A 22780-nucleotide genomic window follows, 5' to 3' on the forward strand; every position below is an offset into this window, starting at 1 on the left:
CGTCGTCAGCTGTCCTTGCTGCCCGCCTGCGCCAGTCGCGCCATGCGCTGGGTGTCGGCGAGGATGCCGCGCAGCAGGCGCACTTCCTGCTCGCTCGGCTCGCTGCGCAGGAACAGGCGGCGCAGCTTGCGCATTGCCGATTCCGGGGCGCGGCCCTTGTGGAAATCGATCTCGTCCAGGGTGTCGCCAAGCTGGGCGAAGAAGCTCTCCATCTGCTCATGGCTGGCCACCTGCTCGCGGAAGCCCGGCTCTGCCGCGGCCGCCGGCTGTGCGCCCAGCAGCTGCATGCGCGTTTCATAGGCCAGCACCTGCACGGCCGCGGCCAGGTTGAGCGAGCTGAACTCCGGATCGGACGGGATGTGCACCGCGGCGTGGCAGAGCTGCAGTTCCTCGTTGGTCAGGCCGGTGCGCTCGCGGCCGAACACCAGCGCCACTTCGGCACCCTCGCCCGCTTTGGCCACTGCGCGCGCAGCGGCGTCGGCCGGCAGGTACTCCTCCAGCTGGACCCGTCGGGCCCGGGCGGTGCAGCCGAGCACCAGCCGGCAGTCGGCCACCGCCTCGGCCAGGGTGGCCACCACCGGGGCGTCCCCCAGTACGTCTTCGGCACCGGCCGAGCGGCGGAAGGCCTCCTCGTCCAGTGGCTTTTCGGGGGCGACCAGCACCAGGCGGGCCAGGCCCATGGTCTTCAGGGCGCGGGCGGCAGCCCCCATGTTGCCGGGGTGCTGGGTACCGACCAGGACGAATCGGAGGCGGGTGGCGGCAGGAAACTGGGACATGAACAGGGAAAAGGTCGAGCTGGACGATGACCAATGGTAAACTGTGCGGCCGGCCACTGCGCCGGACCTGCTCTTTTCCCCCGCCAGTCCATCTCTTCTGCCTTTCCGGGAGCCCACGCCATGCAGAAACCCGCCGTCACCGTCATGGTCAAGGCCGCCCGCCTCGCCGGCAACGTCCTGTTGCGCAACATCAACAAGCTCGAGGCACTGAACGTGGTGCAGAAGGGCCGGATGGACTACGCCAGCGAAGTGGATGCGGACGCGGAAAAGGTCATCGTCAAGGAACTCAAGCGCGCCTACCCCGAATACGGCATCTTCGGCGAAGAAGGCGGCGTGCAGGGCGAACGTCGCCAGATGTGGGTCATCGACCCGCTCGATGGCACCAGCAACTACCTGCGTGGCGTGCCGCACTACTGCGTGTCGATCGCGCTGGTCGAGAACGGCGAACCGACCGATGCGGTCATCTTCGACCCGCTGCGCAATGAGCTGTTCACCGCCAGCCGCGGCGCCGGTGCCGTGCTGAACGACCGCCGCATCCGCGTGGCCGACCGCAAGGACCTGGACGGCACCATGATCCACACCGGCTTCGCCCCGCGCGAACGCGCCCGCGCCAGTGCCCAGCTGAAGGCGGTCGACGCCCTGCTGGTGCACGGCGAGGACATCCGCCGCACCGGTTCGGCCGCGCTCGACCTGGCCTACGTGGCCTGCGGCCGTGCCGACGCCTACTTCGAGGCCGGCGTGAAGGCATGGGACATCGCCGCCGGCCTGCTGCTGGTCCGCGAAGCGGGCGGCAAGGTCTGCGACTTCAAGGGCGCGACCCTGGGCCGCATGGACAACCGCGGCCCGGAGACCCACCAGATCGTCGCCGGCAACCTGAAGGTGGCCGAGTCGCTGCAGAAGGTGCTGGTGAACACCGGCTACGCCGCCGAGTTCGACGCGAAGTTCTGATCTGCGCATAGTTGCGGTTCATGGAGACGGCACCTGCGAGGTGCCGTTTTCGTTTGTGCGCTGGGAGATTCGTTTCCGCGACCGCGGAGGGGTGTCACTTTCTTTGCGCGCAAAGAAAGTAACCAAAGAAACGCTCCGCCAGCCGCGAGCCGTCGCTACGCGCCGGTACCCTGCGCTTCTCGGCGAATCAGGGGACGGCGCCGAACTCGCTGCGCTCAAACACCGGCGCCTCTTCGCCCCTGATTCACCTGCGATGCTCGGCTCGCTCAAGGCGGACTGGAAGGTCAAGATCAACGGCAACGGCATCCACGCATGGCGTGGATCTACTGGGTGCAGCTGTGGCATTTGATCTTGGGTCCGCCTTGAGCGAGCCGAGCACCGCAGGTCCGGCGAGGGCGAAGAGGTGCGGGTGTCTGAGCGCAGCGAGTTCCCGCACCGTCCCTCGACGGGCCGAGGAGCGCAGGGTACCGGTGCGCAGCACCGGCTCGCGGCCGGCGGCGTGTTTCTTTGGTTACTTTCTTTGCACGAGCAAAGAAAGTGACACCCCTCCGCAGTCGCGGAAATGACTCTCGCCGGGTCCTGCCCGGCGCCACCCATGCGTCGGCGCGCAAACAAAAACGCCCGGCGCGGGGCCAGGCGTTCCTGCACTACCGTGAAAGTACGGAGGCTTACGCCACCGTCGACGCCCGCAGCGCGGCGATGCGCTCTTCCAGCGGCGGGTGGCTCATGAACAGCTTCTTCGCCGTCGAACCGGCAATACCGAACGCGGCAATCTGGGTCGGCAGCGTGCTCTGACCGTGGTTGAGCTGCAGGCGCTCCAGCGCGGCGATCATCTTCTGGCGGCCGGCCAGCGAGGCACCGCCGGCGTCGGCGCGGAACTCGCGGTGGCGCGAGAACCACATCGAGATCATGGTGGCGAACAGGCCGAACACCATCTCCAGCACGAACACGATGATGTAGTACGCAAAGCCGCGGCCGCCACCTTCGCGGTTGCCCGACAGCGCGCTGTCGATGATGCCGCCGACCACGCGGGCCAGCACGATCACGAAGGTGTTCAGCACACCCTGCAGCAGCGCCATGGTGATCATGTCACCGTTGGCGACGTGGGCGATCTCGTGGCCCAGCACCGCTTCGGCCTCGTCTTCACTCATGTTGTGCAGCAGGCCGGTGGACACCGCCACCAGCGCGTTGTTGCGGTTGGCACCGGTGGCGAAGGCGTTGATCTCCGGGCCCTCATACACCGCCACTTCGGGCATGCCGATGCCGGCCGCCTTGGCCTGGCGCTCGACGGTGGCCAGCAGCCAGCGCTCGGTCTGGTTGCGCGGCTCGGTGATCACCACCGCGCCGGTGGAACGCTTGGCCATCCACTTGGACAGCAGCAGCGAGATGAAGGAACCACCGAAACCGAAGATGCCGGCCATGATCAGCAGGCCGCTCATCTTGCTGGGATCGGTTCCCAACAGCGACATCACGATGCTGGCCAGGATCAGCACGGCAAAGTTCGTGGCCAGGAAGAGGGCTATACGGGTGAACATGGGAAAATCCGGCTCGGAAGGGGTCGATATCGGTCAATTTGCGGTGTGGTCAGCTTGAATTCAAGCGCCAACCTGACCGACGATTCAGCCAGCATGACCTCCCCTATTCCCACCGGGCGTTTCGCGCCCTCGCCGACCGGCCTGCTCCACCCCGGATCCCTGCTCGCCGCGTTCGGCAGCTGGTTGCTCGCCCGCCATCACGGCGGCCTGTGGCGTCTGCGCATCGAAGACGTCGACCCGCCGCGCACCGTACCCGGTGCAGCGGATTCGCAACTGCAGGCACTGGCCGCGTTCGGCCTGGTCCACGATGGTCCGATCCTCTGGCAGAGCGCCCGCGGCGGGGCCTACCAGGCCGCACTGGATGTGTTGCTGGCCAGCGACCTGGCCTTCATCTGCCACTGCAGCCGCAGCGAACTGGCCGCCAGTGGCGGCATCCACCATCGCTGCGTCGCACGGCAGGCTCGACCGGACCCCGCCGTCCGCTTCCGTGTACCGGCCGGCAGCGTCGTGCAGTTCGACGATGGACTGCGCGGCCCGCAGCAGCAGGACGTGCATGCCGAGGTCGGCGACTTCGTGCTGCGCCGTGCCGACGGCTGCTGGGCCTACCAGCTGGCGGTGGTGGTCGACGACGCTGCGCAGGGCGTGACCGAAGTGGTGCGCGGCGCCGACCTGCTCGACTCCACCGCGCGGCAGATCCTGCTGCAGCAGGCACTGGGGCTTGCGGTGCCACGCTACTGGCACCTGCCGCTGCTGCTGGACGCGCCAGGCCACAAACTCTCGAAGTCGCTGGCGGCGCTGCCGGTGGACACCGCGCGCCCGCTGCCGGTGCTGCGCCAGCTCTGGCAGCTGCTCGGCCAGGCACCTGCGGCGCTGGAGCAGGCACACGATCTGTACGCCCTGCTGGCCTCCGCGCAACGGGCCTTCGACCCGGCGCGCCTGCCGCGCACCGACATCCTGCTGCCGCCCGGCGCACTTTCCACGCCGATGTTGCAGAATCCCCCTTCCCCCACCTGATACCCGGACAGCATTCCATGACATCTCGCGTCGCACTGGTCACCGGCGGAACCGGCGGCATCGGTACCGCCATCTGCCAACGACTGGCCGACCAGGGCCACCGGGTCGCCACCAATTACCGCGACGAAGCCAAGGCGCGCGCCTGGCAGCAGGCGATGACCGAACGCGGTTACACGGTGTCGATCTTCCCAGGCGATGTCTCCGACCCCGGCAGCGCCGAAGCGCTGGTACGCGCGGTCGAGGCCGAACTGGGCCCGGTCGAGATCCTGGTCAACAACGCCGGCATCACCCGTGACACCACCTTCCATCGCATGCGCGTGGACCAGTGGCACGATGTGATCAACACCAACCTCAATTCGGTGTTCAACGTCACCCGCCCGGTCATCGAGGGCATGCGCCGCCGCGGCTGGGGCCGGGTCATCCAGATCAGCTCGATCAACGGCCTGAAGGGCCAGTACGGCCAGGCCAACTACGCCGCCGCCAAGGCCGGCATGCATGGCTTCACCATCTCGCTGGCCCGCGAGAACGCGGGCTTCGGCATCACCGTCAACACCATTTCGCCCGGTTACGTGGCGACCGACATGGTGATGGCGGTGCCGGAGGACGTGCGCGCCAAGATCATCGCCGACATCCCCACCGGGCGCCTCGGCAAGCCGGAGGAAATCGCCTACGGCGTGTCCTTCCTGGTGGCCGACGAGGCCGCCTGGATTACCGGCAGCAACCTGGATATCAACGGCGGCCACCACATGGGCTGGTAAGCCGCGCAGCGGGCCGTTGCGGCGAACGCCGCCGGCCCCTGCCAAGAGTCATGCTGCGCAGCACGCAAACCCTTGCTGCGCAACATGATCGCCGCCGAAAGCCAAGCCTGGCGGGGGCTGAGGCGGTTGCAACGGCTGCTGCACTGCGCCATGCTGCGCGTCTACTGTGACGAGTACCGCTTCATGGCTGCGACCCGCATCATCAAGAAGTATCCGAACCGCCGTCTCTACGACACCGAGATCTCCAGCTACATCACCATCGAGGACGTGCGCCAGCTGATCCTGGACGGTGAAGACTTCGAAGTCCGCGACGCCAAGAGCGGCGACGACCTCACTCGATCGGTCCTGCTGCAGATCATCGCCGACCAGGAACAGGACGGCGAGCCGATGCTGTCCACCCAGCTGCTGAGCCAGCTGATCCGCTTCTACGGCGATTCCCTGCAGGGCTTCATGGGCAATTACCTGGAGCGCAGCATGCAGGTCTTCCTCGACCAGCAGCAGCAGTTCCGCCAGCAGATGGGCAACCTGCTGGGGCAGACCCCGTGGGCGATGATGAACCAGCTGACCGAGCGCAACCTGGAGCTGTGGCAGGAATTCCAGCGCAGCATGGGCAGCGGTTTCGGTGGCCCGCGCCCGGGCGGCACCGGAACGGGTACCGGCACCGGCACCGGCAACAAGCCCAACGAACCGGGGAGCGGCACCGGCGGCAAGACCCGCCGCTGAGCCATCACCGCGGTGGATACGAAAACGGCGCGCCCTGGGCACGCCGTTTTTCATTGCATGGCGCCCGCAATGCCTCAGCGCTTGGCCCTGCACCCCGCGCACACGCGCTCGACCTTGTAGCCCTTGGCCTTCAGCTTCTCGACCACGCCATCGTTGCCGAGCAGGTGCAGCGTGCCGACCACCACCAGCGTTCCGCCCTGCCCAGCCTGCAGGTACGGCAGCAGCTTCGGCACCCATGCGTCATTGCGGCCGGTGTTGATGCGCTGGTAAAGCTGGGGATACTGCTGGCGCATTTCCGCCGCCATCTTGGTCCACAACAGGCGCTCGTCGCCCCGGCGCCAGGCATCGTGCAGCAGGCGCGCCTGCTCATCGCCCTTGCCCGCCTGGTCCAGCGCCTCGGACAGCATCTGCCGCTGTTCCTGCACCGTCATGCCATCGAGCATGCCGATCTGCGTATCGATGTCTTCCAGGCCGGCCGTCTTGCGGCCAGTCTTCTGCGCGCGCTCCATGAAATGGCGATCCAGGCCCAGCGCCGGGTCCAGGCCCAGTTTCTGCATCTGCCCGATCGAAATGCTCAGGCCGACGAACCAGGGCTTCATGCCCTGCATCTGTGCCAGCGGCAGCGCGTTCTGCGCCGCGAACGCCTGCAGCTTCTGCCAGGTGGCCGCATCCAGGTCGCGCTTGAGTTCGCTGCCATCGGTGCGGACCGCCGCCTGCACCATGCGGCTGGCCAGCTGCGGTGACTGCATGTCTTCCGGCGAGAGCTCGAACACGATGCGCTGCGAGGCCTCGAAGGCCTGTTCGACATCCGGCGACAGCGGATAGTCCTGCGGTTTCAGCAGATGGAACGAACCGAGCAGATAGAGGCGCGAATCGCCTGGACCGGTCACTTTCCACAGCAGCGGCACCGGTGGCTTGGCAGCGGCGGCAGCGGCCGGGTCAACGGCAGGCGCATTGCGCGCCGCAACCAGCGGTGCGACCGCGCAGGCCAGCAGCAGGGTAGCGGCACGGAACAGGTCTCTGATCGGCATTTCAGCCTTCTCCTTCAGGCAGGTGGTAGGCCTTCTCGCCCGCTTCCACGCGCAGGTCCAGCCGGTTTTCCGGTGGCGCCAGCGGGCAGGTCGCGTAGGCGGTGAATGCACACGGCGGGTTGTAGGCATGGTTGAAATCGATGCGCACCGTGCCGTCGGCAGCGGGTGCATCGGTGTCCAGGTAGCGGCCGGCCGGATAGCTGCCGCGGCCACTGGTGCGGTCGGCGAAGATCAGGAACAGCGGCTGCCCGGGGGCACCGATCGCTTCCAGACGCCAGTTGCGGCCATCGCGCTGGAACTCGACCGCGCCCGCATTGGGCATCTCTGTGGTCAGGCCGGTGATGTCGACGATCGGCAGCGTCTTGCCCGGCGGGTGCGCGATGAAGCGTGCCTGCACCTGCCAGTCGGGGCCACCCGGCCAGTACTCCAGGCCAGCGAAATCGCGGCGTGCCGGCGCATCGGCGTGCTTGACCCGCAGTGCATCGCGCGGCCCGCGGCGGATGATGCTGAGCTGGCCCTTGCCGGCATCGAAAGACAACAGGGTCGGCTGTGCATCCTTGTCGGTGTCGACGCGGATACGACCGCGTACCGGTTGGCCCTCATGGCTGACCTCGGCACCGGCCTCCGGCGTGAACCACCACTGGGTACCCTCACGGCGCAGCAGGCCCAGCTTGCCCGGGCCGACCGCCAGGCGGATGCCGTTGGTGGCGCCGCTGCCGACGAAGTGCGACTTGTTCTGCAGCCAATGCAGGCCGACCAGCGCCGTCCAGCCATCGGGCCGGGTCAGGTCCTGGTAGCGCGCCACGCGCCATTGCTGCTGCGCGGCGGCAAAGGCCGGATCTTCAGTGACCGTCGGCGCCGGCGGTGTCGCCGGGCTGCAGGCAGCCAACACCATGGCGGCCAGCAGCCCGCCCATTCCCCGATAACGCATCGATGCTCCCCTCAACGTCCGCGCAGGAACCAGCGGTCGATCTCCGCCAGTGAAAAACGGGCCCAGGTCGGCCGGCCATGGTTGCACTGGCCGGACCGCTCGGTGATTTCCATGTCGCGCAACAGCGCGTTCATCTCTGGAACGGTCAGGCGCCGATTGGCACGCACCGCGCCATGGCAGGCCATGGTCGACAGCAGTTCGTCGCGCGCACTCGCCACGCGCCGGCTCTGGCCGTGTTCGCGCAGGTCGGTCAGCACGTCGCGCAGCAGCCCTTCCGGCTCGGCATGCGCCAGCAGCGCCGGAATGCTGCGCACATGCAGCGAACCGGGGCCGGCACGGGTCACTTCGAAGCCGAGCGCGGCCAGCGTTTCGGCTTCGCTTTCAGCGGTGTCGGCCTCGCGCTCGCCCACGGCAAGGGTGATCGGCACCAGCAGCGGTTGCGACTGCAGGCCGATGCCATCATGCGCGTTCTTCAGGCGCTCGTAGCCGATGCGCTCGTGCGCCGCATGCATGTCGACCACGATCAGGCCTTCGGCATTCTCGGCCAGGATGTAGATGCCGTGCAGCTGCGCGATCGCATAGCCCAACGGCGGCACGCCCGCATCGGCGCTGGTCACCGGCAGTCCATTCTCGCTCGGCATCGGCGGCAGCGTCGCCCCGCGTTCGGCACCGGACGGTGCGGCATACAACGCGGCATAGGCGGCCGGGGCGTCGGCCACCTGCAGGCCCAGCGGCTGCTGCGGTCGCCAGCCTGAGAATCCGCCTCCGCCACCTGAGCCGGAGCCGGGCGCGGGACCGCGCACCAGCCCGAATCCGGAAGCGCCGGCGGTGGACGCCATCGGCGCCGTGGTCGCATCCACCGGATGCGCAGGTACGGCACCGATCTCCTGAGCCGACATGCCGGCACGGGTGTCGGCCAGCGCGTCCTTCAGCGTGCGGTAGACGAAATCATGGACCAGCCGCGAATCACGGAAGCGCACCTCGTGCTTGGCCGGATGCACGTTGACGTCGACGCGGGTCGGGTCCAGTTCCAGGAACAGCACGTAGGCCGGTTGGCGACCGTGGTACAGCACGTCGCCATAGGCCATCTTCACCGCATGGGCGACGCTACGATCGCGCACCGAACGGCCGTTGACATACAGGTACTGCTGGTCGGCACTGGCACGCGAATAATGCGGCTGTGCAATCCACCCATGCAGGCGCAGGCCGGCACCGCTGTGGTCCACGCGCACGGCCTGGTTGGCGAAATCTTCGCCCAGCGTTTCGGCCAGCCGCGCATCGGAATACAGATCGCCCGGCTTGTAGCGCCGCGAGGCCTTGCCGTTGTGCGACACGCGCAGTTCCACATCCGGCCGCGCCAGTGCGAGCGAACGCAGCCACTCTTCGATATGGCCCAGTTCGGTGCGCTCGGCGCGCAGGAACTTGCGCCGCGCCGGCACGTTGTAGAACAGTTCGCGCACTTCCACGGTGGTACCCGGTGCATGCGCACGCGGAGTGACTTCACCGATCTTGCCGCCTTCGATCTGCAGCGCGGAACCATGCTCGTCGTGCGCGCGGCGCGAGGCCAGGGTGAAGCGGCTGACCGAGGCGATCGATGGCAGCGCCTCCCCCCGGAAACCGAGCGTGGCCACCGATTCAAGATCATCCAGGTCGGCGATCTTGCTGGTGGCATGGCGCGAGACCGCCAGTGGCAACTGCTCCGGCGCGATGCCGCTGCCGTTGTCGCGGATGCGGATCAGGCGCACACCGCCTTCTTCAAGATCGATGTCGACGCGGCTGGCACCGGCATCGATCGCATTCTCGACCAGTTCCTTGACCACGGACGCAGGACGTTCGACCACTTCGCCAGCGGCGATCTGGTTGATCAGGATGTCCGGCAACGGCCGGATCGGGCGCGGATGGGTAGCAGACGTCATGCAGGGATGATAGCGGAGCGGCCCTGGGTAGAGTCGAGCCATGCTCGACCGGCGGGTTACCGGCAAGGCCCAGTCGAGCGCGGCTCGACTCTACAGAAAGCAGAAACCCGCCTTCGGCGGGTTACTTGCTGCCGCCGGCCATGGTGCCTGCGGCGTCGATCTCGGCCTGCGCGCGGGCGGCATACAGCGTGCCCGGCGGTGGCTGGCGGCTGAAGAAGGTGTGCACGCCATCGAGCACCGCACCGGCGATCTTGCGCTGGTAGGCCGGGTCGATCAGGCGGCGCTCTTCATCCGGGTTGGAGATGAACGCGGTTTCCACCAGCATCGCCGGCATGTCCGAGGTGCGCAGCACCGCGAAGTTGGCGCGCTCGATATTCGGCTTGTGGTTGTTGCCGATCCGCTTCAGGCCGCCCAGCACGTGGCCGGCCGCATCCTCGGACGCCTTCATGTAACCGCTCTGGGCCAGGTCCAGCAGCACGTTGGCAAGCGTGCCTTCGGTCTGCTGCAGGCGCACGCCACCGACCAGATCGGCCGCGTTTTCCTTGTCTGCCAGCCAGCGCGCACGCTGCGAGGAAGCCCCCTTGGTCGACAGCACATACACCGACGAACCGGTGGCCGAGCGGTTTTCGGCCGCATCGGCGTGGATCGAGATGAAGATGTCGGCCTTGTTCGCACGCGCCTTCTGCGCACGCATCGGCAGCGGAATGAACACGTCGCTGTCGCGGGTCAGGTAGGCCTTCAGGCCCGGCGTCGCGTTCACCTGGCGCGCCAGCTCGCGTGCCACCGCCAGGGTGACGTCCTTCTCGCGCTTGCCGGTCGGGCCTATCGCACCCGGGTCCTGGCCGCCGTGGCCCGGATCGATGGCCACCACCAGGTGGCGCATGCCAGCCTGCATGCGGATGCGCGAGGCATCGCTGGGCATGGCCGGGCGTGGCGGTTCCACTGGCGTTGGCGCCGGCGCGGGCACCGTGGCCGGCGGCGTGGTCACCACCGCAGCGGTGCGCTGGCCGGCGAGGATCGCGGCCGGTGAAGAGGACGGCGTGCTGCTGGCCGCGGTACCTGCCGCAGCGACCTGCGCCGGTGCGGTGGACGGTGCCGGCGTCGGCGTGGCCGGGGTCGCTGCAGCGGCGCTGGCCTGCTGCTGCACCTGTGCGGTCAGCAGCGCGGTGGCGCGCGCGGCGTCATTGCGCGACTGCGCGCTCTCGGCCGGAGTCGGCGCGGGCGTGCTGGCGGGCGCCTGTGGCTGCACCGCCGGGGTCACCGCCGGCCGGCTGGCGGCCACGGCCGGGCCATCGCCCGGCCATTCGATCACCAGCTTGGATTCATTGCCCTCGCGCTGCATCTGCGGGCGGAACGGCGCCACCGATTCAGCGAGGTCGAAAACGACACGAAACGTGCCCGGAACCGGCTGTCCGGTACGCACCGCCGTGACCACGCCCTGCGCGGCCGGCATCTTCAGGTTGCGTATGGCGCTGGAGTCCGGGAAATCGACCACCAGGCGGTTCGGGCCGGCCAGCGACAGGGTCTTGTAGCCGCCACTGCCGACCAGCGAGATCTCGGCACGGGTGCCGGTGGCGCCGGTGTTCAGCAGGACCTGGCGGACTTCACCGGCCCACGCACTGACGCTCGCCAGACCCAGTCCGACGGCGGCACAGATGGCGATGAGACGGTTCCCCGGGCGCATGGCTCAGGATTCAATCACCGCGCTGAACGGAATGCAACACCTTTTTCCTTAATAATCCGTAACCTGCCGATGTTTGTTCTCGTCAGCCGACAGAAATGGCCTGCAAGTCACCCCCTTGAGGGAGCCGTTCCAGCCATTCACGCCCCGCGTCGCTGGCCCCAGTGAGACGAACACGACGCCCCTGCCCCTCGATTTCCAGCGCGACCACCAGATCGGTCGGCGGCAACGCACCGGCCCCGCGCTCGGGCCATTCGACCAGCCACAACACGGCACTGCCCTCGTCCAGACCGAGGAAATCGAGCTCGCCGGCCTGGCCGATGCGGTACAGGTCCAGGTGCCATGCCTCGCCGCCACTGGCCAGCGGGTAGCGTTCGACCAGGGTGTAGGTCGGGCTGCGGATGGCGCCCTGCACGCCCAGTGCGCGCAGCAGTGCGCGGGCGGTGGTGGATTTGCCGGCGCCGAGGTCGCCGCGCAGCTCGATCAGCGCCTGCGGCGGCCGGGTCGCCGCCAGCCACTGCCCGAGCAGTTCGGTGGCATCGCTGTCGGCAAGGAAGAATTCGGTCATGGAGAGAGGTCCGGATTGGCCAGTCGCCGCAGCGGCGCCAGCAGGTCAGTAGGAAGCAGGCCACGCGCGCCATCGGCGGCAGCGGAATCGCCGGCGAGTGCGTGCAGCAAGGCGCCGGCCGCGGCCGCGTCGAACGCGGCCAGGCCCTGCGCGCGCAGGCTGGCAATGATGCCGGTGAGCAGGTCGCCCATTCCGCCCACCGCCATGCCGGGATTGCCCGCAGCGATCAGCCGTGGTGTCTGCGCGGGTGCCGCCACGATGCTGCCCGCCCCCTTCAGCACGACCACGGCGTGGAAGCGCTCGGCCAACGCCTGCGCGCTGGCATAGCGGTTGGCCTGGATGTCAGCGCTGCTGCAACCAAGCAGGCGCGCGGCCTCGCCCGGGTGCGGGGTAAGGATGGCGCCGGGCAACGCTCGCGGATCCTGCGCCAGCAGGTTCAGGGCATCGGCATCGACCACCAACGGCTTGCCACACGCCAGCACCCGCGCAAACAGCGCGCGCGCCCATTCGTCCTGGCCCAGGCCGGGCCCGATCGCCACCACCGTGGCCCTGTCCAGCAGCGCCGGCAGCGCATCGCCGTCTTCCAGCGCATGGGTCATCGCCTCCGGCAGGCGCGCCAGCAAGGGGCCGACGTGATCGCGACGGGTACCCAGGCTCAGCAGGCCGGCGCCGGCACGAAGTGCTGCCTCGGCCGCCATCGCGATGGCGCCACCGCTGCCATGGTTGCCGCCAACGCACAGCACGTGCCCGGATTCGCCTTTGTGGGTATTGGCGCGTCGTGGTGGCAGCAGCGCCTTCAAACGGTCGCCGGTCCAGCGCTGCGCGCTGGCCTGGATGCCGTCCCAGGCCTGATCAGGCAGTTCGAGTGGCGCCAGCCGGCGCTGGCCGACCTGCTCCAGCGCATCACCGGTGTACAGGCCTCGGTGACACGCGATGAACTGCAACGTGACATCGGCCTTCACCGCCACGCCGGGCACATATCCGCTGTCGGCATCAACGCCACTGGGCACGTCCATCGCCAGTACCGGCCCACGCGCCGCGTTGAGGGCGTCGATCAGCGCCTGGGCCGTGCCGGACGGTGCCCGGTCCAGGCCAAGCCCGAACAGGGCGTCCACATAGACCTCGGCGTCCGGCAACTGGCCATCGAACTCGACGACACTGCCACCAGCCGCCGCAAATTCCGCTGCAGCCTGCGCCGCCAGCACCGTGGCGGGCGACCTGCCAGGCAGCGTGACCACCTGAACCTGTCGCCCCGACCGCAGGGCATGGCTGGCCAGCACGTAGCCGTCGCCGCCGTTGTTGCCGGCACCGACCAGCACGCATAGCTGGAGGGCCTCCGGCCACTGCTGCAGCAGGCACTGCCAGCCGGCCAGGCCCGCCTGGGCCATCAGGCTCCAGCCACCATCACCGGCCAGCGCCGATGCGCGCCCATCGAGCGCGCGCGCCGCTGCGGTATCGAACAGAAGGGAAAGATCGGGCATGCAGGGATTTTATACTGGTGCACATGTCCCCCGTCCCCGCCCCTGTCGATCCGGCCCAGGCCGTGCAGCGCATCCGTGAACTTGCCCGCGCGCATGGCTTCCAGCGCTGCGGCATCGCCGGCATCGAGCTGGGCGAGGATGAGGCGCACCTGGCCGACTGGCTGGGCCAGGGCCTGTACGGCACGATGGACTGGATGGCGCGCCACGGCACCCTGCGCGCGCGTCCGGCCGAGCTGCTGCCCGGCACCGTGCGGGTGATCTCGGTGGGCATGGATTACAGCCACAAGGACGACACCGAGGCCTGGGCGACCCTGGCTGATCCCGGCCGCGCCTACGTGGCTCGCTATGCGCTGGGCCGCGACTACCACAAGCTGATGCGCAACCGCCTGCAGAAACTGGCCACGCAGATCAACGACGAGGTGGCTCCGCTGGGCTACCGCGTCTTCGTCGATTCGGCGCCGGTGCTGGAACGTGCACTGGCGCGCAACGCCGGGCTCGGCTGGATCGGCAAGCACACCTGCCTGATCGACCGTCACGGCGGCTCCTGGTTCTTCATCGGTGAGATCTACATCGATATCCCGCTGCCGATCGATACCCCGGCCACCGCCCACTGTGGCACCTGCACGCGCTGCATCGACGTCTGCCCCACCCAGGCCATCATCGGTCCGCAACGGCTGGATGCGCGGCGCTGCATCTCGTACCTGACCATCGAGCACGACGGCGCCATCCCCGAGGACATGCGGCCGCTGATCGGCAACCGCATCTACGGCTGCGACGATTGCCAGCTGGTCTGCCCCTGGAACAAGTTCGCCATGCGCACCGACGAAGCCGATTTCCGTGCACGCAACCAGCTGGATACCGCGCGCCTGGACCAGCTGTTCGCCTGGGACGAGGCCGAATTCCTGCGCCGCACCGAGGGCAGCCCGATCCGCCGCAGCGGGCATGAGCGCTGGCTGCGCAACATCGCGGTGGCGCTGGGCAATGCGCCTGCGTCCGCCGAGGCATTGGCTGCCCTGCACACCCGCATCGACGATCCCTCGCCGCTGGTGCGCGAGCACGTGCAGTGGGCGCTGGGCCAGCACGCGGCGCGCTGACGTGCGATCCTGAGCCCCCGTTCCACCCGCCCCATGCCGTGCCCATGCAGCCACGCAACGACGACATTTTCACCCCCAGCCAGCTCAACACCCTGGCCCGCGATCTGCTGGAAGGCAGCTTCCCGGCAATCTGGGTGGAGGCCGAACTGGGCAGCGTGGCGCGCCCTGCCTCCGGGCACCTGTACTTCACCCTGAAGGACGCGCGCGCGCAGCTGCGTGCAGCCATGTTCCGGATGAAAGCGCAGTACCTGAAGTTCGTGCCGCGCGAAGGCATGCGTGTGCTGGTGCGCGGCAAGGTCACCCTGTACGACGCCCGTGGCGAGTACCAGATGGTGCTGGACCACATGGAGGAAGCCGGCGAAGGCGCACTGCGCCGCGCGTTCGAGGAACTGAAGGCACGCCTGGAGGCCGAGGGCCTGTTCGACCCGGCACGCAAGCGGCCGATGCCGGCGCATGTGCAGCGCCTGGCGGTGATCACCTCGCCCACCGGCGCCGCCGTGCGCGACGTGCTGAGCGTGCTGGGCCGCCGCTTCCCGCTGCTGGAAGTGGACCTGCTGCCGACCCTGGTGCAGGGCAGCAGTGCCGCGGCGCAGATCACCCGCCTGCTGCAGGCCGCCGATGCCAGCGGCCGCTACGACGTGATCCTGCTGACCCGCGGTGGCGGTTCACTGGAGGACCTGTGGGCGTTCAACGATGAAGCGCTGGCTCGCGCGATTGCGGCCAGCCGCACCCCGGTGGTATCGGCGGTAGGCCACGAGACCGACTTCAGCCTCAGCGACTTCGCTGCCGACCTGCGCGCGCCGACGCCATCGGTGGCCGCCGAACTGCTGGTACCGGACCAGCGCGAACTGGCGCTGCGCCTGCGCCGCACCGCGGCGCGCATGGTGCAGCTGCAACGGCACGCGATGCAGCAGGCCATGCAGCGCGCCGACCGTGCCCTGCTGCGCCTGAACGCACAGAGCCCGCAGGCCCGCCTGGACCTGCTGCGTCGCCGCCAGCTGGACCTCGGCCGGCGCCTGCATGCGGCATCCAACCAGCAGCACGAGCGCCGCGCCGCACGCCTGCGTCATGCCGCGGCGGTGCTGCGCGGGCACCATCCACAACGACAGCTGGACGCGATGCAGCGCCGCCTGGCCGCCCTGCGCGGGCGTCCGCAGAGTGCGATGCAGCGCCTGCTGGAACGCGATGCACTGCGCCTGCGCGGGCTGGCACGCTCACTGGAAGCGGTCAGCCCGCTGGCGACCGTGGCGCGTGGCTACAGCATCCTCACCCGCAGCGACGATGGCGCCCTGGTGCGGCACGTTGGCCAGGTGCAGCCGGGGGACGCGTTGCAGGCCCGCGTCGGCGACGGCGTGATCGACGTGCAGGTCAAGTAGAGGGGTGTTCGGCAGGGCTGCGCCCTGCACCTGCCGAGGCTTCAAGCAACAGCCGAAGCAACAGCGTGCATTCCTTGGGATGGCGGGGCGGTGCCGGAGTGCGGGGACGCCGTGAACCCATCCCTGGGGGCTTGGCAGCCGCATCCATGCGGCTGACACCCCGCACTCCGACACCGCCCCACCTCTGACAGATTTCTACGGCTGTCGGTGGGTGTCGACCTTGGTCGACACATCTGTCAGATATCGAAAGTAAAAATGGGGTCGGATCCAACAGACCGCGGAAATCTGTCGAAGGCGGGGTGGGTCCGGTTGCGGGAGTGTCCGCGGCATGGGCCCGAGGTATACCTCGGGCGGGTTGGGCAGGACGCCCAACCCCGGTCTTGCTGTGTGCGCAGGACAGCGCACACGAGCAAGCCGCGGCCAAGCCCCCATGGGTGAGGGCGCTTTGCTTGCGAAGCACTGCTTCGCAAGCGCCCGAACGCACAGCCGCCAGCGGCTGGGCCGGACCGAGCAGCGGGGTTTACGGCGTCTCCCGCAACCGGACCCACCCCGCCATCCCCCGGAATGCTTGCTGTTGCCGTTGAGGTTGCCGGCCAGCGGCCGGCACTACCGCGGGCGCAGGGCGCAGCCCTGCCGCCCCTACTTCGCCTGCTCGCAGAATTTCTGCCGGTATTCGAGCGCCTTCGGCATCAGCGCCTGCAGGTTCTGGATGCGCGTACCCGGGTTCGGGTGGGTGGACGCGAACTCCGGCGGTGCCTGGCCGCCACTGGCCTGTCCCATGCGCTGCCACAACGGCACCGCCTCGCGCGGATCGAAGCATGCCGCTGCGGCCAGCATCAGCCCCACTTCGTCGGCCTGCGTCTCGTGGCTGCGCGCGTAGGGCAACAGGTAACCGTAGCCCATCGCCGACATCATCATCTGTTGCTGCTGTGCATCCATGCCGCTGGCGGCACCGGCCACCTGGCCGATCTGGGTCAGCTTCTGCTGCGCCATGCGCTGGGCGCCATGCCGCAGCAGCGCATGGGCGATCTCGTGGCCCATTACCACCGCCATCGCATCGCGCGTACGCGCCACCGGCACCAGGCCGGTATAGACCGCCATCTTGCCGCCCGGCAGGCAGAACGCGTTGGCCTGGTCGGAGGGAATCACGTTCACTTCCCATTGGAAATCCCGTGCGAAATGCGCCGGCTGCACGCCATGCTCCTGCGCCAGCGCGGTCTCCACCACATCGACCTTGGCGATCAGCCGCTGGGCAATGTCGCGCACGTCGCGTGCGATTGGCGCGTTGGGATCCATCGGCCGTTCCTGCGACAGGATCTGCTGGTAGGCCTGCAGCCCCAGCGCAGTCTCCTGGCGCGCGTCCAGGCTGCTGTCGATCATCACCTTCTCGCCGGTATAGGGATCGACCGTGCGGTTAGAGAACCAGTAGAACACCGCGTAGCCGGCGGCCAGCAGCAGCACCCACCAGCGGATGTTGCCGAACAGGCCACGCCGCTGCGGGCCTTGGGGCGAGCGGGAAAAGGGATCGTTGCGCATCGGGTGGTCGTCCGGCAGGCCCCGCCGGCCGGCGGGCACGGCGCAATCTTAGTGTGCCGACGCCAGCAGCGGGTGAAGCCGGACCCCGCTCAGATAACGCGCACCAGCCGGAAACCGATACGTGCGTTGGTGGTATCCGAATCCTGCGACTGCCGCCAGGCCGCACGGGTCTGCTCCGGCGCGTTGGCCCAGTTGCCACCGCGGATGACCCGGGACCGGCAACCCGGGTTGAACCAGGCCGCGCCATCGGAAGGGGCCCGGCGGTAGCTGGCGTGCCAGCAGTCGGCGACCCATTCGCTCAGATTGCCGCCCATATCGTGCAGGCCGAAGGCATTGGCCTGGAACGTGGCGACTGGCGCCGGTCCCCACCAGCCATCGCCATAGCCGATGAACGCGTTGTGCCAGTGCCGCCCCGACGGCGATACGTCCTTGCTGCCGGTGAAGTTGCCACTGCCCGGCGGCGGCGTACCGGCATCCCCCCAGGGGTAACGGCCACTGCTGCCGGCGCGCAGCGCATATTCGAACTCGGCCTCGCTGGGCAGGCGGTAGCTGCGCCCGGTCTGCTCGGACAGCCACGCCGCGTAGTTCTCGGCATCACGCACGCTCACGTGCATCACCGGTGAGTTGCCCAGTGCACGACCGCCGTCGTAGTCCGAGCGCCAATCCACGCCACTGCGGCGGATGAAGTTGCCGCTGCGCTCGTCATAGACCACCGAATGGCCCCGGCGGGTTGCGCGCGGGCGCGCGCTGGTCGCCTTCACGTAACGCTCGAAATCGCTGACCGTGACCTCGGTGATCGCCATCGCGAAGCCGCGATCGAAGCGCACATAGTGCGACGGACGCTCGGCATCACTGGCACCCGGCTCGGCATCGCCGGCCCCCATCTGGAAACCGCCATGCGGTACCACCACCATCTGTGGGCCGCGACCACCATCACGCATCGCGTCACTGAACACCTGGCCGGGACGGAAACTGCCGTAGTGGGTGGCCAGGTCGATGCGTTCGCGCAGCTGGCCCACCACCGCATCACCCGGCAGGGCGATGCGCAGGGCCTCGGCCAGCTTTTCACGCGCCGGCTTCAGTCCTTGTGGTGTCGCCAGGTCGCGCAGGCCGTCGTCGCGCAATCGCAGCAGCGTGGCGGCACGGATCTGTTCGATGCGCTCGAACGCATCGGCGATGGTCGGCGACGAATCGCGCACCTTGCTTGCCTCGGCCAGCCAGGTGCCCGCTCCGGCGAAATCCCGTGCCCGCGCGGCGTCCTCGGCACGACGGATCAACCCGCTCTCGGCGGCCGCCAGTCCTTGCCGCGCACGCCCATTGCGCTCATCCAGCGCCAGCGCCTCACGGAAGTTGCCGATGGCGCCGTCACCATCCTCGCCAATCCGGTCCGAGCGCAGGTCCTCTTCGCCGGCGCGGTTGTACGCCACCACGCGCTGCGCGGTCTCGACCCGCCCCTGCAGTGCGCGCACTTTCTCGTCCTTCGGCGCCAGGCTGAGCAGCACCAGTGCCTGGCGGCTGGCCTCGGCCAGTGCCTCGCGCTGCTTCAGCGGCCGTACCAGCAGCGCATCGGCTTGCTGTTGCAGGCCCTGGCGGGCGCGCTGCAGGCCCTGCCGGGCCTGGCGGTCATCCGGATTCTCCTCCTGTACCGCCAGCCACAAGGGAATGGCAGCGTCGGCATCCTCGTAGAGCCGGCCTTCGGCAAAGGCCTGCTCGGCCGCGCGCCGCAGCTGCGCAAGGCTGCGTCCCTCCCGGTCCACCCGCGGCGGCGTCCAGTACTGCACGTCCTCGGCGGCATCCTCACCGGCAATGGTCACGCTGCCCTGCCCGGCCGCCGCTGTCAGGTCCGCCGCCGCGCCTTCCTGTGGCCGCGCCGGTTCGTCAGCGGCGCGCTCCGGCGTCGACGATGGCGACGGTGTGCAGCCGGCCAGGGCAACGGCCAGGGCGGTGCACAGCGCGGGCGACAACGGAAAACGCAAGCAGGACCTCCTTCTGCACGGACGCGGACCGACGTTAGGCTATTCTCCCCTGCCTGAGCAAACCCGAGTAGTAGGCCCTGACCCGTGGCAACCTGGATCACCACCCCCGCCGAGCTGGATGCGTACTTCCAGCAGCGTCCGAGCCGCATCGGCCTCGACACCGAATTCATCCGTGAACGCACCTTCTGGCCGCAGCTGGCGCTGGTGCAGATGGCCGTCGGGCAGGACATCCTGCTGATCGACCCGCTGATTCCCGGCATGACCGAAGCGCTGGCACCGTGGCTGGCCGATGAATCGATCACCAAGGTGATGCACAGCGCCAGCGAAGACCTGGTCGCGTTCAAGTGGGCCTGCGGCGTGCTGCCGCGCCCGTTGTTCGACACCCAGATCGGTGCCTCGCTGGCCGGCATAGGTGGTGGCATGGGTTACCAGAAGCTGGTGGCGGAAATCACTGGCGTGGCCCTGGCCAAGGGCGAAACCCGCTCGGACTGGATGCGCCGCCCACTTTCGGAGTCGCAGCTGCAGTACGCCGCCGACGATGTAGAGCACCTGTTTGCCCTGCATGACGCCATCGATGCCAGGCTGCAGGCGCTGGGCCGCCAGCAGTGGCTGCACGACGATGGCGAGCGCCTGCTGGCCAGCGTTGCCAACGACGAAGACCGCTGGCCACACCTGGCGATGCGCTCGGCGCAGTTCCTCGATGCCGCTGCACAGCGCCGCCTGCTGCGCCTGCTGCGTTGGCGCGACGTGCAGGCGCGCAGCAGCGATCGTCCGCGCAGCTGGATCCTGGACAACGAGCTGGCCGCCACCCTGGCGCGCACGCCACCGGCCGACGCCGACGCGCTGGGCGCGCTGTTCGAGCAGTTCCCCAAGGCACCGCGCAAGCTGGCCGGTGCCGTGTGGCAGGCCCTGCAGACGCCGCTGGCCGATGAAGCCGAGGCACCGCTGGCATTGCCGGCCAACGACAGCAACAAGCAGGCACTGAAGAAGCTGCAGGATGCGGTGGCCGAGCGTAGCCGAGAACTGGGCCTGCCGGATGGGGTACTGGCGTCACGCAAGCACCTGGAGAGCTATCTGGAACGTCGCCAATGGCCCGCTGCATTGGCCGGCTGGCGCCAGCAGGAACTGGAATCGCGACTGCAGGCCCTGCTGCCCGCGCGCTGATGGTGCCGGGCGCCGGGATTGCCCCGGCGCCTGCACGGTGAATCGAGCATCTGCCACGCTTGCCGACGCGGGCGTGCGCCTGTCCAATAGCGTCCCCGCTATCGTTGGACTGCAACAGATGACAGATGGAACTGCGAAGGACGGCCTTTCCGCCGAGGACCTGGCCTGGCGTGCAGCAGCGCGCGCCGCAATGCAGGAGCGGCGCTACGCCGAACTGGATGCACTGCTGGCACCGCACGAACAGGCCTGGCTGGATGGTGAAAGGCTGCTGCCGGGCATCCGCTGGCGCCTGCGCAACCTGCATGACAAGGCACTGACCCTGGACGAGCGCCTTCAGCAGGCGCAGCAATGGGTCGCTGCCGCGCCGCACAGCTACTACGCGCACCTGCGCCTCGGCGCCTGCTGGGAATCCGCCGCCGGCGAACTGCGCAGCGCCGACGTCGCCGCACTGGTCGAAGACAGCCAGTGGCTGGCCGCACAGCAGGCGCGCGACCATGCCGTGCATGCCTACCTGCAGGCAATCCCGCTGTCGGCGCGACCGGCATTGGCGCTGGATGGCATCAAGCGCATCACCAGCTACCTGCGCGAGCCGGACTGGCTGCGCGCGCTGCAGGCCGGCCAGGTACCCGAGCCCGAGGAAGTGGCACTGGCCGAGCACTATCCGCAAGCCTGGCCGCAGGCATTGCAGCTGCTGTCACGCTTCGGCGCTCCGCTGCGGACGGTGCCCGGCAGCCTGCCGCCCGTGCTGCGCGAGCGCAGCCAGGACGATTTCGATGCACCGTTGGCCTACTGGATGCGCCTGGTGCTGGAACAGCGCGCCGACGACCTGAGCACGCTGGAAGACACCCTCTATTACCTGTACCCGCGCTGGGGCGGCAGCCATGAAGCTATGGAGGACTTCATCGAAGGAGGCTGGTGCCGTGGCCTGGAGCTTGCGCAGAGCAACGCGCTGCGCTGGCGAAAGGAACAGGATTGGATGGCCGACCTGCCACACCGCGAAGATGCCGACGCGGTAGGCGTGCACGAGCGTGCGTATGCACAGATCCTGGACTGGCACCTGGACCGCAACCTGCGCGCCGAGGTTCTGGCCCAGCGTTCGGGGCTGCGCTACCGGCTCGGCCGGATCGAAGGCAGCGAAGACCAAGTGCAGTGGGACGCCGGGCACATGCGGGCGGTGTTCGAGGATCTGCAGCAGGCGTGGGCGCTGGACCGCGACATGGTGCTGCACGAAGGCTTCAGCAACCTGGAAGCCTGCACCTGGTTCGCCCGCGTGGAAGGCGCCGAGGCACTGTTCGCGCAGGTGGTGGACTACGCTGCACGCGAAGGCGACTCCGCGATCGGCCTGCTCTGGGCCGCCACCGCCGTCGAGCATGGACTGCTCGGCCAGACCACCGACCCCGTGCGCGCCGATGCCCTGCTGCAGCGCGCCCTGACGCTGGCGCCGCAGGACAACACCTCGGCGGTCACCTTCGCCTCCAACCTGTTCTGCGATGTCTCGCAGTCCGCCGGTCTCTCGCTGCTGCAGCGCATGGCCGAAGCCGGCGACGCTGGCGCGATGTCGGCACTGTGCGACCTGTACAAGGGCCGCCTCGGCGGCCGCGACCAGCCGCAGTTCGTCGATGCGGAAAAGGCCGCCTACTGGCAGGAGCGTGCGGTGGAAGGCGGCGACCTGATCGCCACCTACAACCTGGGCGTGCGCCTGGTGGCGGCCGGAGGCGAGCACAACGAAGCGCGTGCACGTGAACTGTACCTGCGCTGCCTGGACGGGTCCGAGGCCGGCGAGCGCGTCTGGGGCCCCACCTGCCGTAACCTGGCCTGCCTGGCGATGGATGGCCGGAACGACGCACACAAGCGCGAAGCGGTCGAACGTGCACTGATCCCACTGTGGTGGCGCGGTGACGACAACGACAAGCTGTGGGCGGCCGGCTACCTGGCCGATATCTACCACTTCGGCAACGGCGTGCCGGCCAACGCGTTCCTGGCCCTGACCTGGCTGCAGCGCGCCAGCGAGATCGATCCGGAGTACGTGGACGTGGTGCGCATGGCGCCGCTGATCAACGGCGAAGGGCGCTGGTTCGGCGCCAGCCGTGCGCGCAAACAGCAGGCGCAGGACCGGCAGCAGGTGGACACCGCAACCTGGGCCCTGACCTTCGGCCAGCGCAGCCAGGAAAGCGACCTCACCGCGGTCTGAAGCAACGAAAAGGGCGGCCCGGTAATCCGGGCCGCCCTTTGCATTCATGCAGTGCGATGGCGGCGGCGTGCACCGCAACCG

The 22780-nt window shown here is 68.7% G+C and carries 18 protein-coding genes; 8 read left to right on the top strand and 10 right to left on the bottom strand.

The window, feature by feature from the left end:
• Window positions 1–5: 5 nt before the first annotated feature.
• Complete coding sequence (locus N5C18_RS21610; protein ID WP_053450329.1) at window positions 6–776, bottom strand: RNA methyltransferase; 771 nt, start codon at window positions 774–776, stop codon at window positions 6–8.
• Window positions 777–896: 120 nt separating this feature from the next.
• On the opposite strand from N5C18_RS21610, the gene N5C18_RS21615 reads away from it, so the two are divergent.
• On the top strand, window positions 897–1724 hold the full coding sequence (locus N5C18_RS21615) for an inositol monophosphatase family protein (RefSeq protein WP_004153814.1): 828 nt from the start codon (window positions 897–899) through the stop codon (window positions 1722–1724).
• Between the two features lie 668 nt (window positions 1725–2392).
• On the opposite strand, the gene htpX is transcribed toward N5C18_RS21615, so the two are convergent.
• On the bottom strand, window positions 2393–3259 hold the full coding sequence (gene htpX, locus N5C18_RS21620; RefSeq protein WP_049457138.1) for a protease HtpX: 867 nt from the start codon (window positions 3257–3259) through the stop codon (window positions 2393–2395).
• Window positions 3260–3352: 93 nt separating this feature from the next.
• On the opposite strand from htpX, the gene gluQRS reads away from it, so the two are divergent.
• The 3 genes from gluQRS to phaR all read left to right on the top strand — a co-directional run bounded on the left by gluQRS (window position 3353) and on the right by phaR (window position 5754).
• On the top strand, window positions 3353–4273 hold the full coding sequence (gluQRS, locus tag N5C18_RS21625) for a tRNA glutamyl-Q(34) synthetase GluQRS (RefSeq protein ID WP_279945577.1): 921 nt from the start codon (window positions 3353–3355) through the stop codon (window positions 4271–4273).
• A gap of 17 nt (window positions 4274–4290) precedes the next feature.
• Window positions 4291–5031: an acetoacetyl-CoA reductase gene (phbB, locus tag N5C18_RS21630; RefSeq protein ID WP_053511776.1), complete on the top strand. Its 741-nt coding sequence runs from the start codon at window positions 4291–4293 to the stop codon at window positions 5029–5031.
• 183 nt (window positions 5032–5214) lie between these two features.
• Complete coding sequence (gene phaR / locus N5C18_RS21635) at window positions 5215–5754, top strand: polyhydroxyalkanoate synthesis repressor PhaR (RefSeq protein ID WP_053451352.1); 540 nt, start codon at window positions 5215–5217, stop codon at window positions 5752–5754.
• Between the two features lie 74 nt (window positions 5755–5828).
• Here the strand turns inward: phaR and N5C18_RS21640 are convergent, their stop codons facing one another.
• The 6 genes from N5C18_RS21640 to N5C18_RS21665 form a co-directional block, all read right to left on the bottom strand.
• Window positions 5829–6785 (bottom strand): TraB/GumN family protein, encoded by a 957-nt coding sequence (locus N5C18_RS21640; RefSeq protein WP_279945578.1) that lies wholly within the window; start codon window positions 6783–6785, stop codon window positions 5829–5831.
• Window position 6786: 1 nt separating this feature from the next.
• Entirely contained in the window at window positions 6787–7716 is a 930-nt protein-coding gene (locus N5C18_RS21645; RefSeq protein WP_180880727.1) for a DUF1684 domain-containing protein, read from the bottom strand.
• 11 nt (window positions 7717–7727) lie between these two features.
• Window positions 7728–9632 (bottom strand): DNA mismatch repair endonuclease MutL, encoded by a 1905-nt coding sequence (gene mutL / locus N5C18_RS21650; RefSeq protein WP_279945579.1) that lies wholly within the window; start codon window positions 9630–9632, stop codon window positions 7728–7730.
• A 121-nt stretch (window positions 9633–9753) separates the two neighbouring features.
• Window positions 9754–11316, bottom strand: a complete 1563-nt coding sequence (locus N5C18_RS21655; RefSeq protein WP_053450335.1) for an N-acetylmuramoyl-L-alanine amidase — start codon at window positions 11314–11316, stop codon at window positions 9754–9756.
• An 82-nt stretch (window positions 11317–11398) separates the two neighbouring features.
• A complete protein-coding gene (tsaE, locus tag N5C18_RS21660; protein WP_053511772.1) occupies window positions 11399–11881 on the bottom strand; it encodes a tRNA (adenosine(37)-N6)-threonylcarbamoyltransferase complex ATPase subunit type 1 TsaE in 483 nt (160 codons plus the stop codon).
• Window positions 11878–13362, bottom strand: a complete 1485-nt coding sequence (locus N5C18_RS21665; RefSeq protein WP_279945580.1) for an NAD(P)H-hydrate dehydratase — start codon at window positions 13360–13362, stop codon at window positions 11878–11880. The genes tsaE and N5C18_RS21665 overlap by 4 nt, the downstream gene beginning before the upstream one ends.
• Before the next feature lie 23 nt (window positions 13363–13385).
• On the opposite strand from N5C18_RS21665, the gene queG reads away from it, so the two are divergent.
• The gene (gene queG, locus N5C18_RS21670) at window positions 13386–14456 is read left to right on the top strand and encodes a tRNA epoxyqueuosine(34) reductase QueG (protein WP_279945582.1); all 1071 of its coding nucleotides are present in this window, start codon (window positions 13386–13388) and stop codon (window positions 14454–14456) included.
• Between the two features lie 44 nt (window positions 14457–14500).
• On the top strand, window positions 14501–15832 hold the full coding sequence (gene xseA / locus N5C18_RS21675; RefSeq protein WP_279945583.1) for an exodeoxyribonuclease VII large subunit: 1332 nt from the start codon (window positions 14501–14503) through the stop codon (window positions 15830–15832).
• Window positions 15833–16471: 639 nt separating this feature from the next.
• On the opposite strand, the gene N5C18_RS21680 is transcribed toward xseA, so the two are convergent.
• Together N5C18_RS21680 and N5C18_RS21685 are read right to left on the bottom strand one after the other, a co-directional pair.
• Window positions 16472–17368, bottom strand: coding sequence for a M48 family metallopeptidase (locus N5C18_RS21680; RefSeq protein WP_008268686.1), 897 nt, complete (start codon window positions 17366–17368; stop codon window positions 16472–16474).
• A gap of 89 nt (window positions 17369–17457) precedes the next feature.
• Window positions 17458–19344 carry a formylglycine-generating enzyme family protein gene (locus tag N5C18_RS21685; protein ID WP_279945584.1) on the bottom strand — a complete coding sequence of 629 codons (1887 nt, stop codon included), beginning with the start codon at window positions 19342–19344 and terminating at the stop codon, window positions 17458–17460.
• A gap of 84 nt (window positions 19345–19428) precedes the next feature.
• On the opposite strand from N5C18_RS21685, the gene rnd reads away from it, so the two are divergent.
• Both rnd and N5C18_RS21695 read left to right on the top strand, forming a co-directional pair.
• Window positions 19429–20508 carry a ribonuclease D gene (rnd, locus tag N5C18_RS21690; protein WP_053511729.1) on the top strand — a complete coding sequence of 360 codons (1080 nt, stop codon included), beginning with the start codon at window positions 19429–19431 and terminating at the stop codon, window positions 20506–20508.
• A gap of 118 nt (window positions 20509–20626) precedes the next feature.
• Window positions 20627–22699, top strand: a complete 2073-nt coding sequence (locus tag N5C18_RS21695) for a DUF4034 domain-containing protein (protein ID WP_279945585.1) — start codon at window positions 20627–20629, stop codon at window positions 22697–22699.
• The last annotated feature ends 81 nt before the right edge of the window (window positions 22700–22780 follow it).

Origin of the sequence: Stenotrophomonas sp. GD03930, from assembly GCF_029839665.1 — a bacterium.
Lineage (GTDB): Bacteria > Pseudomonadota > Gammaproteobacteria > Xanthomonadales > Xanthomonadaceae > Stenotrophomonas > Stenotrophomonas forensis.